Origin of the sequence: Aeromonas sp. s2, assembly GCF_040907935.1 — a bacterium.
GTDB lineage: Bacteria > Pseudomonadota > Gammaproteobacteria > Enterobacterales > Aeromonadaceae > Aeromonas > Aeromonas dhakensis.
Map to the genome: position 1 here is coordinate 1 of NZ_JBFOCR010000017.1, position 22,713 is coordinate 22,713.

At 61.0% G+C, this 22,713-nt stretch carries 21 protein-coding genes and 1 rRNA gene; 11 read left to right on the forward strand and 11 right to left on the reverse strand.

Features of this window, described 5'->3' with window-relative positions:
- From AB5Y81_RS14240 to AB5Y81_RS14250, 3 genes are all read right to left on the reverse strand, one after another.
- Positions 1-1,898: retention module-containing protein (locus tag AB5Y81_RS14240; protein ID WP_368146709.1), on the reverse strand; the 1,898-nt coding region annotated here is incomplete at its 3' end.
- Between the two features lie 227 nt (positions 1,899-2,125).
- The gene (locus tag AB5Y81_RS14245) at positions 2,126-3,787 is read right to left on the reverse strand and encodes a putative transporter (RefSeq protein ID WP_005309602.1); all 1,662 of its coding nucleotides are present in this window, start codon (positions 3,785-3,787) and stop codon (positions 2,126-2,128) included.
- A gap of 118 nt (positions 3,788-3,905) precedes the next feature.
- Positions 3,906-4,541, reverse strand: a complete 636-nt coding sequence (locus AB5Y81_RS14250) for a hemolysin III family protein (RefSeq protein ID WP_010636289.1) — start codon at positions 4,539-4,541, stop codon at positions 3,906-3,908.
- 218 nt (positions 4,542-4,759) lie between these two features.
- Between AB5Y81_RS14250 and AB5Y81_RS14255 the strand changes: the two genes are divergently transcribed.
- The 3 genes from AB5Y81_RS14255 (at position 4,760) to AB5Y81_RS14265 (ending at position 7,254) form a co-directional block, all read left to right on the forward strand.
- Positions 4,760-6,265, forward strand: coding sequence for a pyridoxal-dependent decarboxylase (locus tag AB5Y81_RS14255; protein ID WP_279485322.1), 1,506 nt, complete (start codon positions 4,760-4,762; stop codon positions 6,263-6,265).
- Between the two features lie 104 nt (positions 6,266-6,369).
- Positions 6,370-6,933, forward strand: coding sequence for a septation protein A (locus AB5Y81_RS14260; protein WP_005309592.1), 564 nt, complete (start codon positions 6,370-6,372; stop codon positions 6,931-6,933).
- Positions 6,934-6,957: 24 nt separating this feature from the next.
- Positions 6,958-7,254, forward strand: coding sequence for a YciI family protein (locus AB5Y81_RS14265; protein ID WP_005309589.1), 297 nt, complete (start codon positions 6,958-6,960; stop codon positions 7,252-7,254).
- Positions 7,255-7,332: 78 nt separating this feature from the next.
- On the opposite strand, the gene cysQ is transcribed toward AB5Y81_RS14265, so the two are convergent.
- Positions 7,333-8,103, reverse strand: coding sequence for a 3'(2'),5'-bisphosphate nucleotidase CysQ (gene cysQ / locus AB5Y81_RS14270; protein ID WP_026141488.1), 771 nt, complete (start codon positions 8,101-8,103; stop codon positions 7,333-7,335).
- Positions 8,104-8,269: 166 nt separating this feature from the next.
- Between cysQ and AB5Y81_RS14275 the strand changes: the two genes are divergently transcribed.
- From AB5Y81_RS14275 to AB5Y81_RS14285, 3 genes are all read left to right on the forward strand, one after another.
- Positions 8,270-8,590, forward strand: coding sequence for a ComEA family DNA-binding protein (locus AB5Y81_RS14275; protein ID WP_211052874.1), 321 nt, complete (start codon positions 8,270-8,272; stop codon positions 8,588-8,590).
- Positions 8,591-8,684: 94 nt separating this feature from the next.
- Positions 8,685-9,596: a UTP--glucose-1-phosphate uridylyltransferase GalU gene (galU, locus tag AB5Y81_RS14280; protein ID WP_005309577.1), complete on the forward strand. Its 912-nt coding sequence runs from the start codon at positions 8,685-8,687 to the stop codon at positions 9,594-9,596.
- Between the two features lie 213 nt (positions 9,597-9,809).
- Positions 9,810-11,207, forward strand: coding sequence for a peptide MFS transporter (locus tag AB5Y81_RS14285; protein WP_011707249.1), 1,398 nt, complete (start codon positions 9,810-9,812; stop codon positions 11,205-11,207).
- Positions 11,208-11,279: 72 nt separating this feature from the next.
- On the opposite strand, the gene AB5Y81_RS14290 is transcribed toward AB5Y81_RS14285, so the two are convergent.
- Entirely contained in the window at positions 11,280-12,251 is a 972-nt protein-coding gene (locus AB5Y81_RS14290; protein WP_005309570.1) for a response regulator, read from the reverse strand.
- Positions 12,252-12,607: 356 nt separating this feature from the next.
- Here AB5Y81_RS14290 and AB5Y81_RS14295 point away from each other — a divergent pair, with 356 nt between their 5' ends.
- From AB5Y81_RS14295 to AB5Y81_RS14305, 3 genes are all read left to right on the forward strand, one after another.
- Positions 12,608-13,285 (forward strand): DnaT-like ssDNA-binding domain-containing protein, encoded by a 678-nt coding sequence (locus AB5Y81_RS14295; protein ID WP_005309566.1) that lies wholly within the window; start codon positions 12,608-12,610, stop codon positions 13,283-13,285.
- A 68-nt stretch (positions 13,286-13,353) separates the two neighbouring features.
- A complete protein-coding gene (locus AB5Y81_RS14300; RefSeq protein WP_021469262.1) occupies positions 13,354-14,208 on the forward strand; it encodes a DnaA/Hda family protein in 855 nt (284 codons plus the stop codon).
- A 124-nt stretch (positions 14,209-14,332) separates the two neighbouring features.
- Positions 14,333-14,968 carry an SDR family oxidoreductase gene (locus AB5Y81_RS14305; protein WP_017783359.1) on the forward strand — a complete coding sequence of 212 codons (636 nt, stop codon included), beginning with the start codon at positions 14,333-14,335 and terminating at the stop codon, positions 14,966-14,968.
- A gap of 59 nt (positions 14,969-15,027) precedes the next feature.
- Here the strand turns inward: AB5Y81_RS14305 and AB5Y81_RS14310 are convergent, their stop codons facing one another.
- The 4 genes from AB5Y81_RS14310 to AB5Y81_RS14325 all read right to left on the reverse strand — a co-directional run bounded on the left by AB5Y81_RS14310 (position 15,028) and on the right by AB5Y81_RS14325 (position 19,805).
- Positions 15,028-16,236, reverse strand: coding sequence for an ABC transporter permease (locus AB5Y81_RS14310; protein WP_279485321.1), 1,209 nt, complete (start codon positions 16,234-16,236; stop codon positions 15,028-15,030).
- On the reverse strand, positions 16,233-17,369 hold the full coding sequence (locus tag AB5Y81_RS14315) for an ABC transporter permease (RefSeq protein ID WP_017780971.1): 1,137 nt from the start codon (positions 17,367-17,369) through the stop codon (positions 16,233-16,235). Before AB5Y81_RS14315 ends, AB5Y81_RS14310 begins: the two co-directional genes overlap by 4 nt.
- The gene (locus AB5Y81_RS14320; RefSeq protein WP_017780970.1) at positions 17,369-18,373 is read right to left on the reverse strand and encodes an HlyD family secretion protein; all 1,005 of its coding nucleotides are present in this window, start codon (positions 18,371-18,373) and stop codon (positions 17,369-17,371) included. The genes AB5Y81_RS14315 and AB5Y81_RS14320 overlap by 1 nt, the downstream gene beginning before the upstream one ends.
- Positions 18,374-18,446: 73 nt before the next feature.
- A complete protein-coding gene (locus tag AB5Y81_RS14325) occupies positions 18,447-19,805 on the reverse strand; it encodes a TolC family protein (protein WP_017783355.1) in 1,359 nt (452 codons plus the stop codon).
- A 338-nt stretch (positions 19,806-20,143) separates the two neighbouring features.
- On the opposite strand from AB5Y81_RS14325, the gene dusB reads away from it, so the two are divergent.
- The gene (dusB, locus tag AB5Y81_RS14330) at positions 20,144-21,109 is read left to right on the forward strand and encodes a tRNA dihydrouridine synthase DusB (protein WP_124250971.1); all 966 of its coding nucleotides are present in this window, start codon (positions 20,144-20,146) and stop codon (positions 21,107-21,109) included.
- Between the two features lie 25 nt (positions 21,110-21,134).
- A complete protein-coding gene (gene fis, locus AB5Y81_RS14335) occupies positions 21,135-21,431 on the forward strand; it encodes a DNA-binding transcriptional regulator Fis (protein ID WP_005309538.1) in 297 nt (98 codons plus the stop codon).
- 82 nt (positions 21,432-21,513) lie between these two features.
- On the opposite strand, the gene AB5Y81_RS14340 is transcribed toward fis, so the two are convergent.
- Complete coding sequence (locus AB5Y81_RS14340; protein ID WP_017780966.1) at positions 21,514-22,146, reverse strand: LysE family translocator; 633 nt, start codon at positions 22,144-22,146, stop codon at positions 21,514-21,516.
- A gap of 323 nt (positions 22,147-22,469) precedes the next feature.
- Positions 22,470-22,584: ribosomal RNA gene (rrf, locus tag AB5Y81_RS14345) — 5S ribosomal RNA — on the reverse strand.
- Positions 22,585-22,713 lie beyond the last annotated feature (129 nt).

Genomic DNA, 22,713 nt, shown 5'->3' on the forward strand with positions numbered 1-22,713 from the left:
GGAGTGCCGTTGCCGGCCACAAACTTGGCTTCGTCGGCGCCGTCCACGTCGGTCACGGTCAGGGTGCCGGTCTCGGTCAGGGTCGGGTTGCTTTCATCTTCGGTCACGCCACCGGTGTCGGTACCGGTGATCACCGCGGCATCGTTGACGCCGGTGATGGTGATGGTGACGGTGTGGGTGGTGCCATCGACCGAGGCCACGGTGAAGGTCTCAACCTTGGTCTCACCTTCGCCCAGGTACTGCACCTTGCTGTTGTCGACGTTGTAGGTCCAGGCACCGCCTTCGGTGATGGAGAGGCTGCCCAGCGCGCCCGCACTCGGGGTGCCGTTGCCCGCCACAAACTTGGCTTCGTCGGCCCCGTCCACGTCGGTCACGGTCAGGGTACCGGTCTCGGTCAGGGTAGGGTTGCTTTCGTCTTCGGTCACACCACCGGTATTGGTACCGGTGATCACCGCAGCATCGTTGACCGGCGTAACAGTCCCGGTCACGCCGCCAGTGGCGCTGTTCAGGCCATCGGTAACTGTGTATTCAAATGCGATGTTGCCGTTGAAATCCGGAGCCGGTGTAAAGATCAACTGGCCATTGTTCAGGGTGACGGAGCCGTTGCTGATCGCAACCGTGCCGCCTTCGGCAATGGCCTGGCCGTTGATGGCGGTGATGGTGAGAGGATCACCATCCGCATCCGTGTCGTTGCCAAGCACATTGATGGTGACTGTGCCATCCTCTGCCACGGTGAACTGGTCGTCGCCCGGCTGGGGTGCGGCATTCACCACGCTGTTGTCGGTTCCCTTGGGCGAGGTGTTGCCCACCGGGTCGGTCAGGGTGGCATCCACCGTGATGGGGCCGTTGACCGGCAGATCCGTGGTGGGGATGGTCAGGGTGACCTGGGTGCGGCCGATATCGTCGGTCGTCAGAATTCTGCTGGAGTCGGGTACGCCATCACCATTCCAGTCCACATCGAGACGATCACCGGCCTTGGCATCGCCCGGCAGCCGGATGATGACATCCACCCCGTTCTCGCGCTCATTGGCGGAGATGACATTGTCCGCCCCGTCCTGGATGTCCACTTGCGGTGCCGAGGGCGCGGTACTGTCCACACTGCCGTCGTCAGTCGCGGTGCCGGTGTTGCCGGCCGGATCGGTGACGCTGCCCGTGACGGTGTAGGAACCATCCGGCAGCGGCGTGGTGACATCCACGCTGAAAGTGCCATCCGGATTGACGGTGGTGATCAGGGTTTGCTGGTTGCCATTGGCATCGGTCACCAGCAGGGTCACGGTACTGCCGGCGGCGGCATCCGTGGTACCCGTGATGGTCGGGGTAGTGTCGTTGGTATTGTCAGGCGCAGAGACGGTGATCACCGGCGGCACCAGATCGATCAGGCGGTTCTCTTCACCCGGCAGTGCATCAGCGGTCACGCCGGCATCGGTTTGATAGGTCGTATCAAAACCCGCCGCCGCTATGGTGGCATCGCCGGTACGGTCGATGGTGACGAAACCACCATTGCCGCTGGCGCCGGCCACGCCGCCAATACCACCACCGGCGGCAGGAGCCCCACCGGCAGCAGAGGCTTCAAACGCCTTGGTCGGGTCGGCGCCACCCAGAATGGCTTGCTGCAGGGCAGCAATGTCATTGGGATTGTCGCTCGGCACGTTCTGGGCAAGCAGCGGCTCTTGAGACGTTTCATCCTCAGCCTGCTGCTCGTTGGTCGGGCTCAGGGTGAAAGTCTGGTTGCCACCTTTGAAGCTGGCGCCCTCAGGAGTGATCAACACGGCATTCTTGGGCAGGATATCGCCTTCGGCGAGCGGTTGCTGGCTGCCATCTGCGGCGACCAGGTAAACCTTGCCTTTCAACTGGGTAACGACAACGTCCTGATCCAATGCAATTTCGTGGTTGCTCATGTTCTCTCCTGAATCTCTATTGGCATGCAATATTCCACCGTCTAATGTGCCCGTGAACGGCACCAGAAACCAGTTAGAAAATTCGAATGGATAGACTGATTCGAGGCAGGAACGGTCGGTTAAACAGAAGGGTCAATAGCGGTGGGAATAAAAAATAAAATCAAGATGATCAATGTGTTGCAAAAATATGAAGGGAGCACCTCCAGTGCTCCCATTCGGGGTTATGTTCAGCTGCCAGCCCACAGCAGGATGGCTAGCAACTGGGGCGAGATGATCCGCAGAAACATCACCAGCGGATAGACGGTCGCGTACGAGAGCGCGCTGGCACCACTGGTGGGATGCATGCCGTTGGCAAACGCCAGGGCGGGAGGATCCGTCATGGAGCCGGCCAGCAGACCGCACAGGGTGAGGTAGTTCATCTTGCCGTACAGACGGGCCAGCACCCCGACCACCAGCAGCGGGATCAGGGTGATCGCCACCCCGTACATCATCCAGGCCGGGCCGTCACCGTTGATCAGGGTATCGATGAAGCCGGCGCCGGACTTGAAGCCCACCACCGCCAGAAACAGCACTATGCCGATCTCCCGCAGCGCCAGGTTGGCACTGGGGGGCATGAACCAGTAGAGCTTGCCGATGCTGCCGATGCGCGACAGGATCAGCGCCACCACCAGCGGCCCGCCCGCCAGACCCAGCTTGAGCGCGGCCGGGAAGCCCGGCAGGTAGAAGGGGATGGAGCCGAGCAGCACGCCGAGACCGATGCCGATGAACACCGGCAGCATCTGCACCTGCTGCAGTTTCTGCTGCACGTTGCCCACCACATTGGTGACCGCCTCGATGGCGTCGAGCCGTCCCACCAGATTGAGGATGTCGCCGAACTGCAGGCTGGTCTGGCTGGTCGGCACCAGCTCGATGCCGGCCCGGTTGAGGCGCGAGATCACCACGTCGTACTTCTGCTTGATGTCGAGATCGCGGATCTTCTTGCCGAGCACCTGCTCGTTGGTCACCACCACCCGCTCCACCCGCAAGTCGGTGCCACGGGTGGAGAGCGAGGTCTCCACCTCCTCCCCCAGCACCAGCAGTACCTTGCGCAGGGCGTGTCGCTCACCCACCAAATGCAGCAAGTCACCCAGCTCGATGCGCGACTCCGGTCGCGGCACCATCAGCTCCTCGCCGCGCTTGAGGCGCGAGCAGATGACGTCGGCCTCGTCGAGACTCGGGATCTCGCTCAGCATCAGACCGTGGATGTTGGGGTTGCGCACCGCGATGTTGATGGTCTGCAGACTCTCCTTGGTCTTGCCGGCCTGCTGTTCAAACTGGGCGGCTTCTTCGTCGATCTTGATGCGAAAGAACATGCGGATCAGCCACATGGTCAACAAAATGCCACAGATGCCGAACGGATAGGCGACCGCATAGCCCATCCCCATCAGGCCGGTGGAACCGGGGGCGGCCCCCAGCTCGGCCAGGATCTGCTGGCCGGCACCGAGGGAAGGGGTATTGGTCACGGCGCCGGAGAAGACCCCCAGGATCACCGGCAGCGGCACATCAAACAGCTGATGCAGGGCTGCCGCCACGGCACAGCCGAGCAGTACCAGCAGGGCAGCGAAGCCATTGAGCTTGAGGCCGGAGCTGCGCAGGGAGGAGAAGAAGCCGGGACCGACCTGAATGCCGATGGTGTAGACAAACAGGATCAGGCCGAACTCCTGAATGAAGTGCAGGGTCTGCTCATCCAGCGCCAGCCCCGAGAGGCCGGCGAAGTGGCCCACTATGATGCCGCCGAACAGCACCCCTCCGATCCCGAGACCAACGCCATAGACTCGCCAGTTCCCCAGCCAGAGCCCCAGCACTGCCACCAGCGACAACATGCTGATGGAAAGCGCGATATCACTCATTTCGTGCATCCTTTGCGAATTGAACTGTCCCTAGCTTGTCAGCAAACGTCGCGGTCAACTGTGTGATACCGCACGAATTTATCCTTTTGCGCGGCAAAAAATACCAATTAAGGGCTAGTTATGCGACGTAACCATAAATGGCCATAAAGTGACAAACACTGCCCCCCAGCACGAACAGATGCCAGATGGCATGGTTGTAGGGGATGCGCTTGGCCACATAGAAGATCACCCCCAGGCTGTAGATGAGACCACCCAGCCCGAGCAGCAGCAAGCCTTCCCCCTCCAGATGGATATAAAGCTGATAGACCACCAGCAGCGACAGCCAGCCCAGCATCAGGTAGGTAAACAGCGACAGCTTCTTGAAGCGGTTGATGAACAGCAGCTTGAACACCACCCCCGCCAGCGCCAGCCCCCAGATCACCACCATCAGCCCCTGTGCCAGCGGCGTGTCGAGCGCCACCAGCAGAAAAGGGGTATAGGTGCCGGCGATCAGCAGATAAATGGCACAGTGATCAAACACCTTGCACCAGCGCCTGGCCGGCCCCTCCGCCATGCTGTGATAGAGGGTCGAGGCCAGATAGAGCAGCACCAGACTGCCACCATAGAGGCTATAACTGATCAGTGCCTGGGTGCCCTGCGCCCAGCCCTTGTTCAACAACAACACCAACCCCAGGATCCCCAGCACAAGCCCCAGCCCGTGGCTGAGGCGGTTGGCCAGCTCCTCGCGGGGCGAATAATCCGTCACACTGCTCATTGCATACTCCTGCCCAAACTGCGCTCACTCTAGCTGCCGTCATTTCAGAGTACAAGTGTTAGCTTAAAGATGATCAGCCCCTATTTGCGATGTTTCCTCACCGCGCGCATGGCTGTCAGCCGTTGACCTTTGGTGTATGCTCTGCGGCCGATGCCCACTTAGCTGTTGCCGCCCCTTGTTCACCCCCGACTCCCCGGCAACCCGGTCTGGAGAACCTGATGAAGTTGACTGAGCTGTTTGCACAACCGGATCCGGCCTTTGGCCAGGCCATGACGGATCTGCTGGAGACCTTCCACCACTCGGATGACAGTCAGGCTCCCTATCAGCGCGACCAGTTCACCCACCAGCTTGAACAATCGGGCATGCCGGAAACGGGGCTCGCCATGGCGGACTACCTGACCAGGCTGGCCACCCTGGTGCCCGGCGCCTCCCACCTGACCTCGCCACGCTACATGGGGCATATGACGGCACCATTGCCGGCCTTCACAGCCGAGCTCTCCCGTCTGGTGGTGATGCTCAACCAGAACCCGATGAAGATGGAATCCTCCCGCCTGCTCAGCTTTCTGGAGCGGGAGGTGCTGGCCAAGTTGCATCGCCTCGTCTATCGCGCCGACGAGCCCTTCTACGGCACCCATATGCATGCCAAGGATGCGGCGCTCGGCGTCATGACCAGCGGCGGTACCATCGCCAACGTCACCGCCCTCTGGCTGGCCCGCAACCGGGCCTGCGGCGACAACCTGTTCGCCCTCTATGAGCAGGGGTATCGCGGCGCCGTCATCCTGGGCTCGCGGCTGATGCACTACTCCTTCGACAAGGGGATGGATCTGCTGGGGTTGGGGGCGCGTAGCGTCTGGCGCCTCGAGACCGACCAGCATAACCGGCTCAGTCTGGCCGCGCTGGAGCAGGCGCTGATCCAGTGCAAAGAGCAGAAATTGAAAGTGCTGGCGCTGGTCGGTGTGGCCGGCAGCACCGATTTCGGCTCCATCGACCCGCTGCCTGAGCTGGCAGCCATCGCCGCTCGCGAGAAGATCCACTTCCACGTGGATGCCGCCTGGGGTGGCCCGACTCTCTTCTCGTCCCGCTATCAAGGGCTGCTGGCGGGGATCGAGCACGCCGACACCGTCACCCTGGATGGCCACAAGCAACTGCTGGTACCGCTCGGTACCGGCATGCTGCTCTGCCGCCAGCCGGACCTGATGATGGCGGTCAAGCGAGAGGCCCCCTACGCCATCCGCGCCAGCTCCTTTGATCAGGGGCGCTTCACCCTGGAGGGAACCCGCCCGGCCAACGCCCTCTATCTGGATGCCGCCTTCCAGCTGTTCGGCCAGCAGGGCTATGCCGAGCTCATCGAGGCCAACTACGACCGGGCCCGCCTGATGGCCAGCCTCATCGACCAGGATCCGGCCTTCGAGCTGATGTCGGCCCCGGTGATGAACCTGCTCTCCTATCGCTGCATCCCCCCTCATCTGCAGGGCAAGGTGCTGGACGAAGCCGCCAACGAGCAGGTCAATGCCTTCAACGTCGCGCTGCAAAAAGCCCAACGCGCCGAGGGGCACAGTTTTGTCTCCCGCACCCAGCGGGCCGTGGGTCGCTACGGTGCCCAACCGCTCACCCTGCTGCGGGCCGTGCTGCTCAACCCCCTCATCGAAGAGCGTCATATTCGCGATCTGCTGGCAGATCAGAAACGGTTGGGCGATGAGATCGCAGGGCAGCTATTTGGCTGAGGAACTGGCTGGCGAATGAGCGGTCTTATTCATTTGCCGTTGCCCATCGGGCAGGTACACTGGATGAAATTTTGCGTTCCACTCTTGAGGGCGACGAGCCAGACATGAAGCAATTTATTGAATTTATTCCCCTTATCGTTTTCTTTGCGGTCTACAAGTTCTACGACATCTACATGGCCACCGGCGCCCTGGTGGTGGTGACCGGTCTGCAGCTCGCCTACAGCTGGGTTCGCTATCGCAAGGTCGAGAAGATGCAGCTGTTCACCTTCCTGCTGGTCGGCTTCTTCGGTGGCCTCACCGTCATCTTCCACGACGACACCTTCATCAAATGGAAAGTGACCGTCATCAACGTACTGTTCGCGCTGGGCCTGCTCATTAGCCGCTACGGCTTTGGCAAGAACCTCATCAAGCAGATGCTGGGCAAGGAGCTGCAGGCGCCGGATCCCGTCTGGGATCGGGTCAATCTCGGTTGGGTCGGCTTCTTCACCGTCTGCGGCCTGCTCAACCTCTATGTGGCCTTCAACCTGCCACAGGAGGTGTGGGTCAACTTCAAGGTGTTCGGTCTGCTTGGCATGACCCTGGTGTTCACCCTGCTGAGTGGTGTCTATCTCTATCGCCACCTGCCTGCCGAGCAGCTGACCAAACAAGAAGACGAACTGAAAAAATAACCGCCATCAGAAAAGGATCCTCTCATGTGGTATCTCATCTACTCCGAAGATGTTCAGGGCAGCCTGCCGCTGCGCAAGCAGGCGCGCCCGGCCCATCTGGCCAGGCTACAGGCGCTGCAGGATGAGGGACGGCTGCTCACCGCCGGCCCCAACCCGGCCATCGATGCCGAGGATCCGGCCGATGCCGGCTTTACCGGCAGCACCGTCATCGCCGAGTTCGCCAGCCAGGCGGATGCCAAGGCTTGGGCCGATGCCGATCCCTATGTGGCGGCCGGGGTCTATGCCAAGGTGACCATCAAGCCGTTCAAGAAGGTCTTCTGAGCCAAGGGCAGTAGAGAAATAAAAAGGCCGGACTGGAGACTCACTCCCGTCCGGCCTTTTTGCATTCCACCGTCCCGTTTATGCCTTGGCCACGAACCAGGGGTTGAGGATGTCGGGCTTGTTGTAGCGCAGCGGCGAGCCATCCAGCTGGGTGACGCTGCCGCCAGCCCCTTCCAGTACCGCCTGCGCCGCCCCCGTATCCCACTCGCAGGTCGGGGAGAGGCGCGGATAGAGTTCGGCGCCCCCCTCGGCGATGATGCAGAACTTGAGCGAACTTCCCATGGAAACCAGCTCTATCTCGCCCCGCTCCATGTCACCAAAGCGCGCCAGGTAATCCAGGGTTTCCTGTGACAGGTGATTGCGGCTGCCCACCACGCGCCAGGGTGTGCCTTCCTGATGAGGTCGGGTCTGGATAGCCTCATGCTTGCCATCGGCAATGCGCGAGGCCCCCACCCCCTTGCCACCATACCAGAGCCTGTCCAGCACGGGAGCATAGACCAGACCCCACAGTGGCTGGCCATGCTCGATCAGCGCGATATTGACGGTGAACTCGCCGTTGCGGGAGACGAACTCCTTGGTGCCATCGAGCGGATCCACCAGCCAATAGCGGGACCAGCCGAGTCGCGCCGCCATCACCTCGGGGGAGGACTCTTCCGACAGCACTGGAATATCGGGGGTGAGCCTGGCCAGCGCCGCGACAATCAGCTCGTGTGCTCCCTTGTCGGCGGCAGTCAGCGGACTCTCGTCCCCCTTGTACTCCACCGCAAAGGGTTGACTGTAGATGGCCATGATGACCTCGCCGGCGGCGCGGGCGATGGGCTCCAGCTCGGAGATTGCGGGAAAAAACATGGAAAAAGACATCCTGGTCAAATGGTTGGAGCAGTGTACCCATTTTGGATAGAGGAGGCTTATAGCCGTTTGCTCTGACTTATACAGTGTCAGATATGACAGACAAAAAGTGGCGCGGCTCGACTAATCCTCAATAGCGAATCCCACAACACAAGGACGTGACGCCATGAACTACAAGACCCTGACCGCCACCCTGCTGATGAGCTGCCTGCCGCTGCTCAGCCAGCCCCTGCTGGCCGCCGACAAGCCCGCCGCCACACCGGCCACCACGGTTGCCACCGCCAAGGAGAGTGGCAAGGTGAACCTGAATACCGCCAGTATCAACGAGTTGACCGCGCTCAAGGGCATCGGCGAGAAGAAGGCACAGGCCATCGTCGATTATCGCGAGAAACAGGGCAAGTTCACCACTGTTGACCAGCTTGCCGATGTCAGCGGTATCGGCCCCGCCACGCTGGAAGCAAATCGGGACATGATCATCGTCAAGTAACCGGTTTCCGCCACTTCCATCCTGAGGGCAGCCTGTGGCTGCCCTATTTTTCTTCGGGTATCATGGGCCCACTTTGTATCTCTGGACTCTCTCCATGAAAAAGACACCGCTCGTTGTACGCAAAGCCGTTCTTCCCGTCGCCGGTCTGGGTACCCGCATGCTGCCAGCCACCAAGGCCATCCCCAAGGAGATGCTGCCCGTCGTCGACAAGCCGCTGATCCAGTATGTGGTGCGCGAAGCCATCGCGGCCGGCATCAAGGAGATAGTGCTGGTCACCCACTCAAGCAAGAACTCCATCGAGAACCACTTCGACAAGAGTTTCGAGCTGGAAGCAACCCTCGAGAAGCGGGTCAAGCGTCAGCTGCTGGAAGAGGTGCAACACATCTGCCCGAAAGACGTCACCATCATGCACGTGCGTCAGGGTGAAGCCAAAGGGCTGGGTCACGCGGTGCTCTGCGCCCGCCCGCTGATCGGCGACAACCCCTTTGCGGTGCTGCTGCCGGACGTGCTGATCGACGAGGTGGCCAGCGATCTCAAGCAGGACAATCTGGCCGAGATGGTGCACATGTTCGAAGAGAACCACATCAGCCAGATCATGGTGGAAGCCGTCCCCGAGAGCGAAGTGGACAAATACGGTATCGCCGACATCAAAGGTGAGGCGCTGAGCGAGGGCATGTCCCTGCCGATGCAGGCCATCGTCGAGAAGCCGCCCCGCGATGAAGCCCCCTCCAATCTGGCGGTGGTCGGCCGTTACGTGCTCTCTTCCAACATCTGGCCGCTGCTGGAACGCACCCCCGCCGGTGCCGGTGACGAGATCCAGCTGACCGACGCCATCGCCATGCTGATGGAGCAGGAGCAGGTCAACGCCTACTTCATGAAAGGGCGCAGCCACGACTGCGGCAGCAAGCTGGGTTACATGAAAGCCAACGTGGAATATGCCGCGCGCCATCCGGAGCTGAACGGTGAATTTATCAATTGGCTGAAGCAGTTTGCCAAGCAGCTGTAATCGCTGAATATTTAACCAAACGAAAGAATATTATACTGGGCATCATTCGATGCCCTTTTTCATTTTATAAACAAATATTCAACCATTGATAGATAAAATATCGCTAAATCATAATATTGTAATTTAATCACGCTTGTTCTATAAGGATTAAGGCTTGTTCCTAGCCCTTGCATAAAATTTCTAAAAAAATATAAGACACAGGTGGAAGTTCCAATGAATAATCCGTCCAAAGGGACCTTTTTAGGTCACCCTAAAGGGCTTTTTTTGCTCTTTAGTACCGAACTGTGGGAGAGATTCTCCTACTACGGCATGCGTGCCGTGCTCGTGCTCTATCTGACTGACATGACTGCCAACGGCGGGATGGGCTGGACTCAGGCCGATGCCCTCAAGCTGTACGGCATCTATACCGGTCTGGTCTACATCACCCCGATCATCGGCGGCTGGTTGGCAGATACCTTCCTGGGTCAGCGTCGCGCCATCCTGTTCGGTGCCGTGCTGATGGCCGCCGGCCAGTTCACGCTGGCCCTGCCCCACGCCATGTTCCCGGACATGGTCAACACCGTGTTCTATTCAGGTCTTGGCTTGCTGATCGTGGGTAACGGTCTGTTCAAACCGAACATCTCCACCATGGTAGGTGACCTGTATCAGGAAGGTGACCACCGTCGCGACGGTGCCTTCACCATCTTCTACATGGGCATCAACCTGGGCTCCCTGCTGGCCGGCGTGATCTGTGGCGCAGCCGCCACCGCCTACGGCTGGCAAGCCGCCTTCGTCAGCGCCGGTATCGGCATGCTGCTCTCTCTGGTAGTACAGGCCACCATGGCCCAGCGTTTCCTGGGCGATATCGGCCGCGTGCCGGCCGCCCAGCGCGCCGCCGAGCAGCGCTCCAAAGAGCAGAAAGCCCCGCTGACCAAGCAGGAAGTGGATCGCATCAAGGTCATCCTGGTGCTGGGTCTGTTCACCATCATCTTCTGGGCCGGCTTCGAGCAGGCTGGCGGTCTGATGAACCTGTACGCACAGGAGTATACCGACCGCATGATCGGTAGCTTCGAAGTACCGACCGCCTGGTTCCAGTCCCTGAACCCCTTCTTCATCATCACCCTGGCTCCCATCGTGGCCGCCATCTGGATCAAGCTCGGCAAGAAAGAGCCGAACTCCCCGGTGAAGTTCGCCATGGGTCTGCTGTTCCTGGCCGTGGGCTTCCTGTTCATGATCGGTGCCGTGCTGGAGCAAGGTGGTGATCAGGCCGTCAAGACCTCCATGTTCTGGCTGGTCGGCGCCTACCTGTTCCACACCCTGGGCGAACTCTGCCTCTCCCCGATCGGCCTCTCCATGGTGACCAAGCTGGCTCCGCTGCGTCTGGCCTCCCTGATGATGGGTGCCTGGTTCGGCTTCGTGGCTCTCGCCAACTATGCCGCCGGCTTCATCGGCTCCTTCGTCGGCGAGTCCGGTGCCATGGCCATCTTCGGTGGCATCGCGCTGGCAGCCGTCATCAGCGCCCTGATCCTGCTGACCATGGCCAACCGCCTGGTCTACTGGATGCACGGTGCCGAAGGCCCGGCCAAAGAGCCGCAGGAACACGACAAGAAGCTGCAATCTGCCGCCGTCTAAGCGGTTAAGATTGTCAGCAACAAAGAGGGCGCCCACGGGCGCCCTCTTTGTTTGTGGCCGTCTGACAAGGCCTCAATGATGTCGAACCTGCACATGCAGGGCACTGCCACTGTCGCTGCGAAACTGCAGGTCAAACGGCTCATGCCAGCTGCGCCTGTGCAAGGCGTAGTGGCTGGTGCGCAGTAGACCGAGCGGCAGCCCCCCGGAGCGTACCAGCCAATGGGGCGAGGTCAGCCCGGCATTGGCAAAGACCAGCCCGTCCTCCTGATCAAACAGCAGTGCGGCCATGGCAAACGAGTGGCGCAAGCCGGATTCGATCAGCTGCAGATTGAGGTAGTCGAGCAGCCGATGGGGTTGAGTCAGCAACAGGCTCTCGCCGCGCTGAAACTGGCGATAGGGCCCGTTCATCAGGGAGCGCACCAGGGCCCCGCAAAACGCCGCATCCACCCCGAGCACCGGCAACTCCATCACCAGCACCAGCAGCTTGTCATCCACCTTGAAGGTATCGGGAATGAACAGGTTGCCCATCCCCTTGAAGGTCACCTGCCAGGGGCCCCACTCCTGCAAACCGGGTGGCTTCAACCAGGCCAGCAACCGGGTGGCCGCCTTGTCGTGCTCGCGGAAAAAGTCCATGTGATCCATCAACTCCAGCTGCTGCCCATAGCCGTGGTTGGCCGCCAGACACTGCTCTATGCTGCGGCGCACCTGACCGAAGTCCGAGATGGGCTTGAGCAGAAAGTCGCGGGCGCCGGCGCGCAGCGCCCGTTCGACCGCCTCCATCTTGCTCTGGGCCGAGATGACGATGACAGGGGTATGAGGATAGCGGGCAGAGAGACAGGCGATCACCTCATGGCCATCCATGTTGGGCATGTTCAGGTCACACAAGACAACATCGGGGTGGTAAAGCGCGGCGGCGGAGAGACCTTCGATACCGTCTTCAGCCTGGAAGACGCAGGCGCCATCGTGCTCGAGATAATTTACCAAGGAGTGGCGAAAAACGACCTCGTCTTCCACCACCAGAATCCGTAATCCGGCTTTTGACATCTTGATAAAGCTCTTATTAGTCAACCAGTTATTTAGCTTCAAGCCTAGACCATAACCGACTGCACTGACCAATCGGATGATAGAATAATCTCCATTAAAGCTATGCCAGATAGCTATTTAGACCGTCAACTGTTTGAAATAAAGCAGGTAATGAGGTTGCTCGAAAATCTGCCTTGTTCTGCTGGCATCGCTTCGGCCTAGCAAGGGAGTCATACGGCAGACAATCACTCCCTTGACGCACGCGGGCAGAGAGCGGCGGCGCCCCCGCCCTGCTGCATCTCCCCCTAGCCACCATCAATTGTATGCAGCCCCGCCATGGGGGATAATGCCCCTCAATTTCGTCGATGAAGCATGCCATGACCCCAGCCGAATACAGCGCCCTCGCCCACCCCAGATTGTCCCATCCTGCCCGCAGCCTCTATACCCTGCAGCTGCGTCGGCTGGTGCTGGAAAATCAGCTGGCCAGGCTCAACTACCCGGAGCTTGGGCGGGCGCTGGCGGTGGTCGACCCGGGCGATCCCAGCGGCTTCTCCTTTCAGGTCAATGCCCGCCAGCTGACCGAACTGTTTGACGAGCTGATGGAAGCCGGCCTGCTGCAGGTAGAGAGCCAGACCGAGAGTGAGCACTACCATCAGTGTCCGTTCCAGCTGCCGCTGCTGACCCAGCGGGTGCGCAGCCCCCTGCCGGAGCGCCCCTTCCAGATGCACCTGCAGTGGCGCCCGGATGAAGAGTTGCCCGCCCTCGCCCGCCTGTGCGGTGTGATCGATGCCAGCTACAGCGAAGAAGATCTCGGCGAGTTCATCGCCTACTGGCTGGGGCGGCCCGAGGTGTTCGACTCCCAGCACCAGTGGATGCTCAAGTTCATTCGCGCCCTCAAGACCCGCCGTTACGCCCGCCGCCAGCCGATGAGCGTGACCGGCTATCAGCAAGTCACCCCGGAGCCGGTGGAGGCGGGCCCGAGCAAGCGGGCACAGGAGATGATTGAAGAGGCCAAGCGGCTGGCCGCGCAGCGCCAGGAGCCGGATAATGATTGAAGAAGGCCCCTGCCAGCAGGCAAAATCAGACCCCAGTCCCCACCCAGACCGAGCAGAAGGAGCACTCCATGACTGATCCGCACGATCCCCTGCGCCAGGAGCTGGAAGAGATCGAGGCCAAACGCCGGAAGATCGCCAAGGCCAAGCAGGAGCAACGGATGCACGACCCCGAATTAAGCCGCCATGTCAGCGGTCTGCTCGAGCGCATTCGCCGCCTGCAGGCCCAGACCGGTGGCAGCCAGTACGACTATGAAACCCTGCGCAAGGAGTACGACGCCAAGGCCAACGCCGAGGTGCGCGAACTGCAGAAGGTGGCGCGCCAGGAGCGGATCCAGAAACTGATCGCCCAGGCCGACCTCAACCCGGACTGGATATTCGAGCGCATGGATGCCGGCGACCCCGCGCTGCAATACCCCATCGAGACGGCCCGTTACTTCATCAGCGGTTTCGAACACTGGGAGAAGAGCGGCGGTGGCTGCATGCTGATCTATGGCGACTACGGCACCGGCAAGTCAACCCTGGCCGGCGCGGTGGCGCACGAGCTGATCGAACGCCACCAGAAGTCGGTGATCTTCCAGCAGTGGGCCTCCATCGTTGATCGGCTGTTCTTCAACGTCATCCAGGATCAGGAGGAGCGCAACCAGTACCGGCGCGCCCTGGAAGAGGTTGACCTGCTGATCATCGACGAGGTGGCGGCCAATCGCGCCAAGATGGCGGAGAGCCAGTCCAGCTTCCTCGGCCACCTGCTGCGCCGTCGCCGCAACCTCTCAAAAAGTGTCATCCTCATCACCAACCACAGCCCCCAGAGCCTGCATCAGGCCATCGGCGACTTCAGCTTCGAGGCGATCAAGGCCTTCAACCCGGTGGATATCCACCTGAGCGGCCCCAGCCGTCGTCCCAATATCGGCCACTACAACGGCTGATGCTGCGTGAGCCGGGTGTCTCCGGCTCACCGTTTTCTCTCCTGTCAGGCAAATAAAAACAACTCTCATTTACAACATCTCTCCCGCCCTCTAGGCTAGCCCTTTCACTCAAGGGAGCCGCACCATGCCAACCACACTCATCTTCGGAGCCAGCCGCGGGCTGGGCCGCGCCTTCACCGAGCAGGCACTGCAACTTGGCCACAGGGTCGTCGCCCTGGTGCGCCATGCCGACATGGCCGCCGAGCTGCAATCGCTGGGCGTCGACGTCATCAGCGGGGATGCCCTGGACCCGCAGGCGGTAGCAGCCGCTTGCCGGCTGGCCGGTGAAGGGGCACAGGCCATTTCCACTCTCGGCAGCTTTCGCCAGGTTGAGCCCGTCGACTATCTGGGCAACCGCCAGGTGATCGACGAGATGGAGCGGGCCGGACTCAAGCGCCTGCTGCTGGTCACCTCCCTCGGCTGTGGCGACAGCTGGCAATATCTACCCGAGCGGGCACGGGCCGCCTTCGGCCACGAGGTGCGGCTCAAGAGCCTGGCGGAGAGCTGGCTGCAGACCAGCACGCTGGCGTGGACCATACTGCGCCCGGCCGGCCTGCAGGATGGCATAGCTACCGGTGCGGCCGTGCTGAGTCAGGGCAAGGAGATGCATGGTCTGGTGCGCCGGGCCGACGTCGCCGCCTGCGGGCTGCGTCTGCTGACCGACGAGGCGACAGCAGGCCAGATCTACGCCATCGGCGACCCAAGCCTCAGCCGGGCATGAGCCATCGCCATAGCAAAACGGTCAGCCCAGGGGCTGACCGTTTTGCTTTCGGGGAACACCTAACCGGCGGAGGGCTCGCTCACGGCATCCCGCGCCAGAGCGGCCGGGCGAACCTTTCGCCTCTGGGATTGACGCCAGCCCAGCAGCAGACACGCCAGGGCGCCATACAGCAGCGCCAGCCCCCACAACTGCCACCAGTAGTGGGAGACCTGAGCAAACTCGGCCCCCATCTGGTTGAGGCGCAAAAACCCCTCGATGGCCGGGGTACTCGGCACCCACTGGGCCAGCCAGTTGAGCGGCGCCGGAATGAGTTCCAGCGGCCAGATGAAGCCGGCCAGGAAGACCAGCGGCAAGGAGGAGACAAGCACCACCTGGGTCGGCAGATCGCGCCGGGTAAAGAGGGCCCCCAGCGCGACGCCAAACCAGGTCGTGGCCAGCAGTAACGGCAGGGTGAACAACCAGAGTCCGGCCGGCTCGGCGGTGCGCGCGATATCGTAGTGATCGAAGCAGAAGCCGAAGAAGTAGCTCACTGGCAGCACGAACAGCCCCCCCACCACCAGAGTTCGGGCCAGCAGCAGTGGCAGGACGGGCGCATCCTGCCAATAGCCTGACTCGCCGCGCTGGCTGCGCTGGTTCTGGGTCGCCCCCAGAATGCCGGTGCCCATCAGCAGCACCTGATGCAGGATCAGCACGAACACCGCCGGCACCACGTAGTTCACATAGCCCATGGTGGGGTTGAACACCGGCAGTACGTTGAGTGCCACCGCATTCCAGCCCATGGCCGCCTGCGGCAGCGCCTCGCCCTGACTCAGCAGCCTGGCCACCTTGACCTGGGCGGCCAGGGTGCCGCCCGCCTGGGCCAGCCCCTCGGCGATGGTGCCGTAAACCAGGAAGTAGGAAGCATCGCCGGCATAGCTCAGGGTCACGCTCTTGCCCAACATCAGATCCCGATAGAAGTGATTGGGGATGTGCAGGATCCCGCTCGCCTCACCGACCATCATCCGCTGGCGAGCCTCATCCAGCGAGCTGGCCCGTGCCACCAGTTTTACCTGCGGCGTCGCATCGGCCATGAACTCCAGCTGACGGGAGAGCTGGCTACCATCCTCGTTGACCACCACCACCGCCTCTTCCCGCGGCAGCTGGTGCAGATAAGGCTGCGGATAGAGGAAGGAGTAGAAGAAGACGCCGCCAAACAGGGTGAGCATGATGGCCCTGTCCGCCAGCAGGGTACGTAGCTCGAGGCGCAGCAAATCCCGGAATCCCATCATGGCTTGAGCTCCTCTTGTGACTGGGTCGTGCTCGCCTGTGCCCGGTAGCGGCGCACGACCAGCAGCAGGGGCAGCAGAAACAGCAGCAGGGCGCCGAATTGCGGCAGCGCTGCCGCCAGCGGTTGACCGTAGTTGGTCTGGCCGATCTGCAGCTCGACATAGTGAGAGATGGGCAGCAGGCTGCGCCAGAACTGGGCGAAATCCCCCATGGCACTGACCGGAAAGGTGACCCCCATGAAGGCGAACCCCGGCGCCGTGTAGGCCCCCGCCAGCGACAGAGCCCGGGCTGGATCCCGGATGATGGCGTAGAAGAAGGCTCCCATGCTGATGCAGGCGGCCGAGGCCAGCCCCAACCCCACCGTCAGCATCAGCCAGCTGCCGTGCATGGGATAGGCAAAGCCCTTGAACAGCAACAGCGTCCAGAGCAGCCCCCAGCCCCAGCCGATCAACACGTGGGGCAGCAGGGTGCGCCAGAGCCCGAACCAGACCCCTTTGGTAGTCCAGTCCAGTCCCAGCCGGTCGGTGCGGGCCAGCGCATTGAGTCCGTAGAGCACCACCAGGATCTGCCACACCGCAGGCAGGATGGCGCTCAGCAGAAACTGGGCGTAACTGGCATTGAGGTTGTAGAGCGCCGTCACCTGACTGTTGATGGGCACCGCCTGGCCGAGCGCCCCGGGCAGCGCCTTGCCATCGGCCATCGCCGTCAGCACGCCAACCTGGCCGTTGAGGGTTCCCACCACCTGGGCCAGCGCCGAGTTGACCAGCTTGGCGATCAGGATGAACTGGCCGTTGTTGAACACGGTGACCCGCGGCTGGGTGCCTTGCCTGGCATCCCGCTCGAGATGGTCAGGCAGCACGACCAGGGCGTAGATGTCGCCTCCCCGCAGGGCATTGGCCCCTTCAGCGATGGAGTCGAACTGTCGCGCGACCTTGAGCCCGGCGGAGGCATCCAGCGAATAGGCCAGCTGGCGCGACAGCACGCTCTGATCCAGATCCACCAGACCGACCTTGAGATCCCGCGCCAACCCGGCAGAGAAGATCCAGCAGAGGATCCCCATCAGCAGCAGGGGCAACCAGCTGGCCAGCGCCCGGCCGAACGGATCCTGCCACAACAACCGCCATTCGCGTCCCATCAGAGCTCAACCAGCACGCTCATGCCGACCCGCAGCCCCTCAACCGGTTGCAGCGGACGCGCCTCCACCTGGAAGCTCTTCATGTCGAAGCCCTGGCGGGTGTCGGTGGCACGCCAGGTGGCGAAATCCCCCATCACGGCCACATGGGTCACCTTGAAACGCACCGTCTGCTCGCCAAGACCGGGGATGCGGGCATCAAACTCGGTGCCCAGCGCAAAGCGGGGTAGCAGATCCTCGCGGATATGGAACTGGGCCCAGGCATCGTTCATGTCGAGCAGGGTCACCACGGGGAAGCCCTGCGGGGCCAGCTCGCCGCTGCGCAGCAGCACCTGGGAGACTTCACCCGCATGCGGGCTATTGATGCGGGTATCGGCCAGGTAGGCCTCCACTTCAGCCACCGAACCTGCCGCCATCTTGGCCTGCTCGCGGGCCGCGATCTTGGTCTCTTCCCGCGCCCCTTCCAGGGTCATCTGATACTGTTGCCAGGCCATGCCTTCGCTGTACCTGGCCGCCTGCCAGGCCGTCCAGGCCTCATCACGTTTTTGCAGCGGCATCACGCCATCCCGGTGCAGGCTGGCAATGCGCTCGTAGGTCTTGCCGCGCAGCAAGGCGGCCGCCTTGGCCTTTTGCCACTGATCCTTGGCGGCGGCAATCTGTTGGGCGCGCGCGCCCTTTTCGGCCTCTTCGGCCATGGCGCCGGCCGCGGCCTGGCCCGCCTTGGCCTGGCTCAGTTTGGCTTCAATCTCGGGGCTCGCCAGGGTGAACACCAGCTGATCCTTGGCCAGTTGATCCCCCTTCTTCACCAGCACCTCCTCGATGCGGCCCGCCACCTTGGAGGAGACGGAGTACTGCTGCGCCTCGATCTGCCCCTGCAGACGCACCGGCTCGGGTTGATAGGCCAGCCAGAAACGCCAGCCCAGCCAGATGACCAGCAGTACCAGCGCCAATGGCAGCAGCAGCGGCTTGCCCTGGCTCATCTTCTTCTTGATGGGGGGATGACTCATGAATTCACCTCGGCAAACGGGCGACCCTTGGCGGTCGAAACAGACATGACAATGGGAGCAAGGCAGGCCGCGATCATGAGTTCACCTCGATCGCCTGCCCGTGCTGATACTGGTTGAAACTGTTCATCTGCCCGGAGAGGGCCAGCAGACGCGCCAGCGAAATGACGTATTGATAAGCGGCAGCGGCGCGCTGGGTCTTGACCCCGGCCAGCTGGTTGCGGGCATCCACCACATCGAGGGAAGTGGAGAGCCCCTGCCCGAATGCCTTGTCTCGCAGCAGCACGTTCTCCTCGGCCAGCGCCTGGGTGGAAGAGAGCGACTGGAACTCCTCCAACCCCTGCGCCGCCTCGCGCCAGGTCTTCTCGACCAGCAACTCCAGATCCTGGCGGGTCTTGGCCTGCAGCAGATTGACCTGCAGCTCGGCGCTCTTGGCCGCCTGTACCGTCTCGGAGCGGCCGTCACGGCTCACCAGCGGCATGCTGACACCCACCCCGACCAGCCAGTCCGGGGTGGTCTTGGAGGCCAGCGAGTCATCCTCATAGAGGTTGTAGTTGCCATACAGGAACAGCTCGGGGGCGTACTTGCCCTTCTCCAGCTTGATCATCCCCTGCGCCTGCTCCTTCTTGGCCGTCAGCAACTTGAGGCCGGGGTGCACCGCCAGCGTCTCCTGCACGAAGGCTGCGAGTTCAGGCATCTGCGGATTGATGAAGAGCTGGGTATCGGGCTCCGCCTGCTTGAGCTTGAGCATGTGGCCAAGGGCCAGCTGGGCAATCTCCAGGCTGCGACGCGCCTTCTGGGTATCGATACGGGCCCGATCATAGGCCGATTGGGCGGAGAGACGTTCGACCCTGGCGATCTGGCCCTGAGCTTCCAGCTTCTTGGCATGCTCCAGGTGGTGAGCCAGCCCCTGTTCGATCTCCTGCTTGGTCTGCACCACCTGGGCCGCCAGCACCACCCCGAAATAGGTCTGGGAGAGGCTCTCGAAGGTGGACTGCTGCTTGAGCACCAGCAACTGCTGCGCCTCGCTCACCTGGGCCTGGCGAATGTCCTGTGCCGCATCGATGCGACCACCGGTAAACAGCGGCCAGAGCATCTTGACCGAGCTGGTCACCACGTTCTGCTTGGTGAGGGGGGTGACGAAGTCATTGGGCGTCAGCTTGAGCGCCTGCATGAGGGGCGCCAGTACCTTGCCGAACTCAGGATGACTGGCGATGGGGTTGAGGTCCATCATGTCCAGCTCCACCGGCTGATCGAGGTGGGTGTAGCTGGCCCCCACGTCCACCTTGGGCAGATACATGGCCTTGGCTGCTTCGCGCAGCTGTTGCGCCCGCTCCACCCCGGCCTGTTCCGCCGCCAGCCCGTCATCCTGTTGAATGACCCGACTCCAGGCTTCGCTGAAACTGACCGTCTGAGCCTGGGCCGAGCCCAGCATGGCGCCAAGCAGACACGGGTAGAGAGATTTGATGAACCTTGCCGTCATACGTCCCCAATCTGTTTGTAATGAATTTGTTTGGAGTCTTTGCTCGATACAAGCTCGCTATCATAACGCAAACCCGTCCGGGATGGGGACAGGCAAATCATGGTCCCCCTCATCCAATTGGCCCCGCCGCTTCGCTTCGACAATCTGTCCGATTTTCAAGCACTCCTGATTTTGCAAGCCTTGGCGCGACGTTTTTTTCAGAAAAAAATGGCTGACGCTCAAATACTAACCTTTTCTCCTGACTAAAAAATGCGTAATATACGCCGCCCTAAGCCGATGGTAACCGTGGAATGCAGATAGGTCCCCACACGCTTGAAACTCCCCTGATCGTGGCCCCCATGGCCGGTGTAACAGACCGACCATTCCGTGAACTTTGTTTGCGGCTGGGTGCCGGCATGGCCGTTTCCGAGATGCTGCTGGCCAACCCGGATGTCTGGGATACCCAGAAAACCCGGATGAGAATGGATCACTCTGCTGAAGGGGGCTTGCGATCGGTCCAGATTGCCGGAGCCGACCCCGAGATGATGGCGTTTGCCGCCCGCTACAACGTGGAGCAGGGCGCTCAGATCGTCGACATCAACATGGGATGTCCGGCAAAAAAAGTGAATAAGAAGCTGGCAGGTTCCGCCCTGTTGCGCCAACCCGACCTGGTCAGATCCATCTGCCTGGCCGTGGTGGACGCAGTGGACGTGCCTGTCACCTTGAAGATCCGCACAGGATGGGATCCGGATAACCGCAATGGCGAGGAGATCGCCCGAATCGCCGAAGATTGCGGTATCGCGGCCCTCGCCGTGCATGGTCGTACCCGTGCCTGTCTCTACAAGGGCGAAGCGGAGTACGACACTATCAGGGCGATTAAGCAGGCCGTATCGATTCCTGTTGTCGCCAATGGCGACATAGACAGCCCGGAGAAGGCCCGGTATGTCCTCGACTATACCGGTGTTGATGCCGTGATGATCGGCCGTGCTGCGCAAGGACGACCCTGGATTTTCCGGGAAATCCGTCATTTTCTTGAGACGGGCACCAAGCTGCCACCTCCCGACAGGGAAGAGGTTCGCACCCTGATGAACGAGCATGTAACCAACCTGCACCAGTTTTATGGTGCATATCTGGGAGCGCGCATTGCCCGTAAACATGTGGGCTGGTATCTGGATGAAGAAGAGACGGGCCGAGAATTCCGTAAGCACTTCAATGCCCTGGATTGTGCAGACGCACAACTCGAGGCACTCGAAGCGTATTTCGATGGATTAGGTTAACGCATAACTAAAGAGCCGACCGAATATGTTCGAACAAACCCTGACTTCTGATGCATTGGTAACAACTACTCACAATCACGCTGCCGAGCCGACCCAGCGCCCCCTGCGTGACTCTGTGCAACAGGCCCTGCGTAACTACCTGGCCCAGTTGAACGGTCAGGAAGTGATTGATCTGTACGATATGGTTCTCTCCGAAGTCGAAGCTCCCATGCTGGACGTGATCATGCAGTACACCCGTGGTAACCAGACTCGCGCTGCCGTGATGATGGGGATCAACCGCGGTACTCTGCGCAAGAAACTCAAGCGCTACGGCATGAACTGATTTCAGTCATCCTGCTGCAGTGCAGACGAAGGCGTATCCCAGCAATGGGATACGCCTTTTTCTATGGACGACGTTTATCTTCTCACTCCACCGCCAGCTTGATGCCAAGCCCCACGAACAAGCCCCCCATCACACGGTTAAGCCAGGTACTCAGCCTTGCAGGCAGCCTCACCTTGCGGCTCGCATAGGCGGTCGAGAAAGCCAGCAGATGGCACCAGATCATGCCGTTGAAATTGAAGATGCAGCCCAACACGATGAATGCCAGCGCTTTTTGCGGCGCATCTGGCGCGATGAACTGGGGCACAAAGGCAAGGAAGAACAGGGCCACCTTGGGGTTGAGCACATTGGTAAGTAACCCTTGCCGGAAGATCCGGCCATAGGAGAGCACTGGCAGGGACACAACCTCTTCAGCCGATACCCGGCCTCCTCCCCCTTGCCTGAACATGGATAAGCCGAGATAGACCAGATAAAGCGCGCCCATCAACTTGATGACGGCAAACAGCTCGGCCGAGGCGCTCAGCAGAGCGGACAACCCCAACGCAGCAGCCAGCACATGCACCATGGTGCCGGTCCCTATCCCCAGTGCCGCCATTGAGCCAGCCCGCCAGCCCTGGGAGCCGCTGCGCAGCATGATGAGCAGGGAGTCGGGCCCCGGCATCATGTTCAACAGCAGGCCTGACAGGATAAACAACGCCAGATCGTGGATCCCCAACATACACAGCTCCCTTGTCGATGAAGTTCACAGTCTAAGGATCCCGCAGCCCTTGTCATCCCCTGCCAGGGCAATAGTGATCATTAACAAAAAGAATGGCCATATTGTTGCACCATCAGGAAATTGGCTAGCAGTGGAGGGGGAGAAATGCTGACCGAGGGCTGGAGAGATGCCTCAAAAGGGCTCAAATGGAATCTGGCAGAATCAACATGGCACTGCCGTTGCAGAGCAAGCAAAAGGGGAATAGCACGGGCAACTGTGCAGAAATGGCTGAATTTCAGGCAATAAAAAAGCCCGCTCGAATGAGCGGGCTTCTTCAATTGGGTGCCTGGCAGTGTCCTACTCTCGCATGGCGAATGCCACACTACCATCGGCGCTACAGCGTTTCACTTCTGAGTTCGGCATGGGGTCAGGTGGTTCCACTGCGCTATTGCCGCCAGGCAAAATCTTCAATCTGAAAAAGCTGATTTAATTCTTCGTTCTCGGTATCTGCTACAAGTCTTCGAACACTTCTTGGGTGTTGTATGGTTAAGCCTCACGGGTAATTAGTATGGGTTAGCTCAACACGTC

Excerpts from the sequence above, each read along its gene's own strand:
- AB5Y81_RS14300 (WP_021469262.1), top strand. The coding sequence starts at position 13,354 with ATGACTGATCCGCACGATCCCCTGCGCCAGGAGCTGGAAGAGATCGAG.
- AB5Y81_RS14305 (WP_017783359.1), top strand. The coding sequence starts at position 14,333 with ATGCCAACCACACTCATCTTCGGAGCCAGCCGCGGGCTGGGCCGCGCC.
- dusB (WP_124250971.1), top strand. The coding sequence starts at position 20,144 with ATGCAGATAGGTCCCCACACGCTTGAAACTCCCCTGATCGTGGCCCCC.
- galU (WP_005309577.1), top strand. The coding sequence starts at position 8,685 with ATGAAAAAGACACCGCTCGTTGTACGCAAAGCCGTTCTTCCCGTCGCC.
- AB5Y81_RS14290 (WP_005309570.1), bottom strand. The coding sequence starts at position 12,251 with ATGTCAAAAGCCGGATTACGGATTCTGGTGGTGGAAGACGAGGTCGTT.
- AB5Y81_RS14315 (WP_017780971.1), bottom strand. The coding sequence starts at position 17,369 with ATGGGACGCGAATGGCGGTTGTTGTGGCAGGATCCGTTCGGCCGGGCG.
- fis (WP_005309538.1), top strand. The coding sequence starts at position 21,135 with ATGTTCGAACAAACCCTGACTTCTGATGCATTGGTAACAACTACTCAC.
- AB5Y81_RS14340 (WP_017780966.1), bottom strand. The coding sequence starts at position 22,146 with ATGTTGGGGATCCACGATCTGGCGTTGTTTATCCTGTCAGGCCTGCTG.
- AB5Y81_RS14260 (WP_005309592.1), top strand. The coding sequence starts at position 6,370 with ATGAAGCAATTTATTGAATTTATTCCCCTTATCGTTTTCTTTGCGGTC.
- AB5Y81_RS14310 (WP_279485321.1), bottom strand. The coding sequence starts at position 16,236 with ATGATGGGATTCCGGGATTTGCTGCGCCTCGAGCTACGTACCCTGCTG.
- AB5Y81_RS14325 (WP_017783355.1), bottom strand. The coding sequence starts at position 19,805 with ATGCTGGGCTCGGCCCAGGCTCAGACGGTCAGTTTCAGCGAAGCCTGG.
- AB5Y81_RS14245 (WP_005309602.1), bottom strand. The coding sequence starts at position 3,787 with ATGAGTGATATCGCGCTTTCCATCAGCATGTTGTCGCTGGTGGCAGTG.
- AB5Y81_RS14265 (WP_005309589.1), top strand. The coding sequence starts at position 6,958 with ATGTGGTATCTCATCTACTCCGAAGATGTTCAGGGCAGCCTGCCGCTG.
- AB5Y81_RS14295 (WP_005309566.1), top strand. The coding sequence starts at position 12,608 with ATGACCCCAGCCGAATACAGCGCCCTCGCCCACCCCAGATTGTCCCAT.
- cysQ (WP_026141488.1), bottom strand. The coding sequence starts at position 8,103 with ATGTTTTTTCCCGCAATCTCCGAGCTGGAGCCCATCGCCCGCGCCGCC.
- AB5Y81_RS14255 (WP_279485322.1), top strand. The coding sequence starts at position 4,760 with ATGAAGTTGACTGAGCTGTTTGCACAACCGGATCCGGCCTTTGGCCAG.
- AB5Y81_RS14320 (WP_017780970.1), bottom strand. The coding sequence starts at position 18,373 with ATGAGTCATCCCCCCATCAAGAAGAAGATGAGCCAGGGCAAGCCGCTG.
- AB5Y81_RS14285 (WP_011707249.1), top strand. The coding sequence starts at position 9,810 with ATGAATAATCCGTCCAAAGGGACCTTTTTAGGTCACCCTAAAGGGCTT.
- AB5Y81_RS14250 (WP_010636289.1), bottom strand. The coding sequence starts at position 4,541 with ATGAGCAGTGTGACGGATTATTCGCCCCGCGAGGAGCTGGCCAACCGC.
- AB5Y81_RS14275 (WP_211052874.1), top strand. The coding sequence starts at position 8,270 with ATGAACTACAAGACCCTGACCGCCACCCTGCTGATGAGCTGCCTGCCG.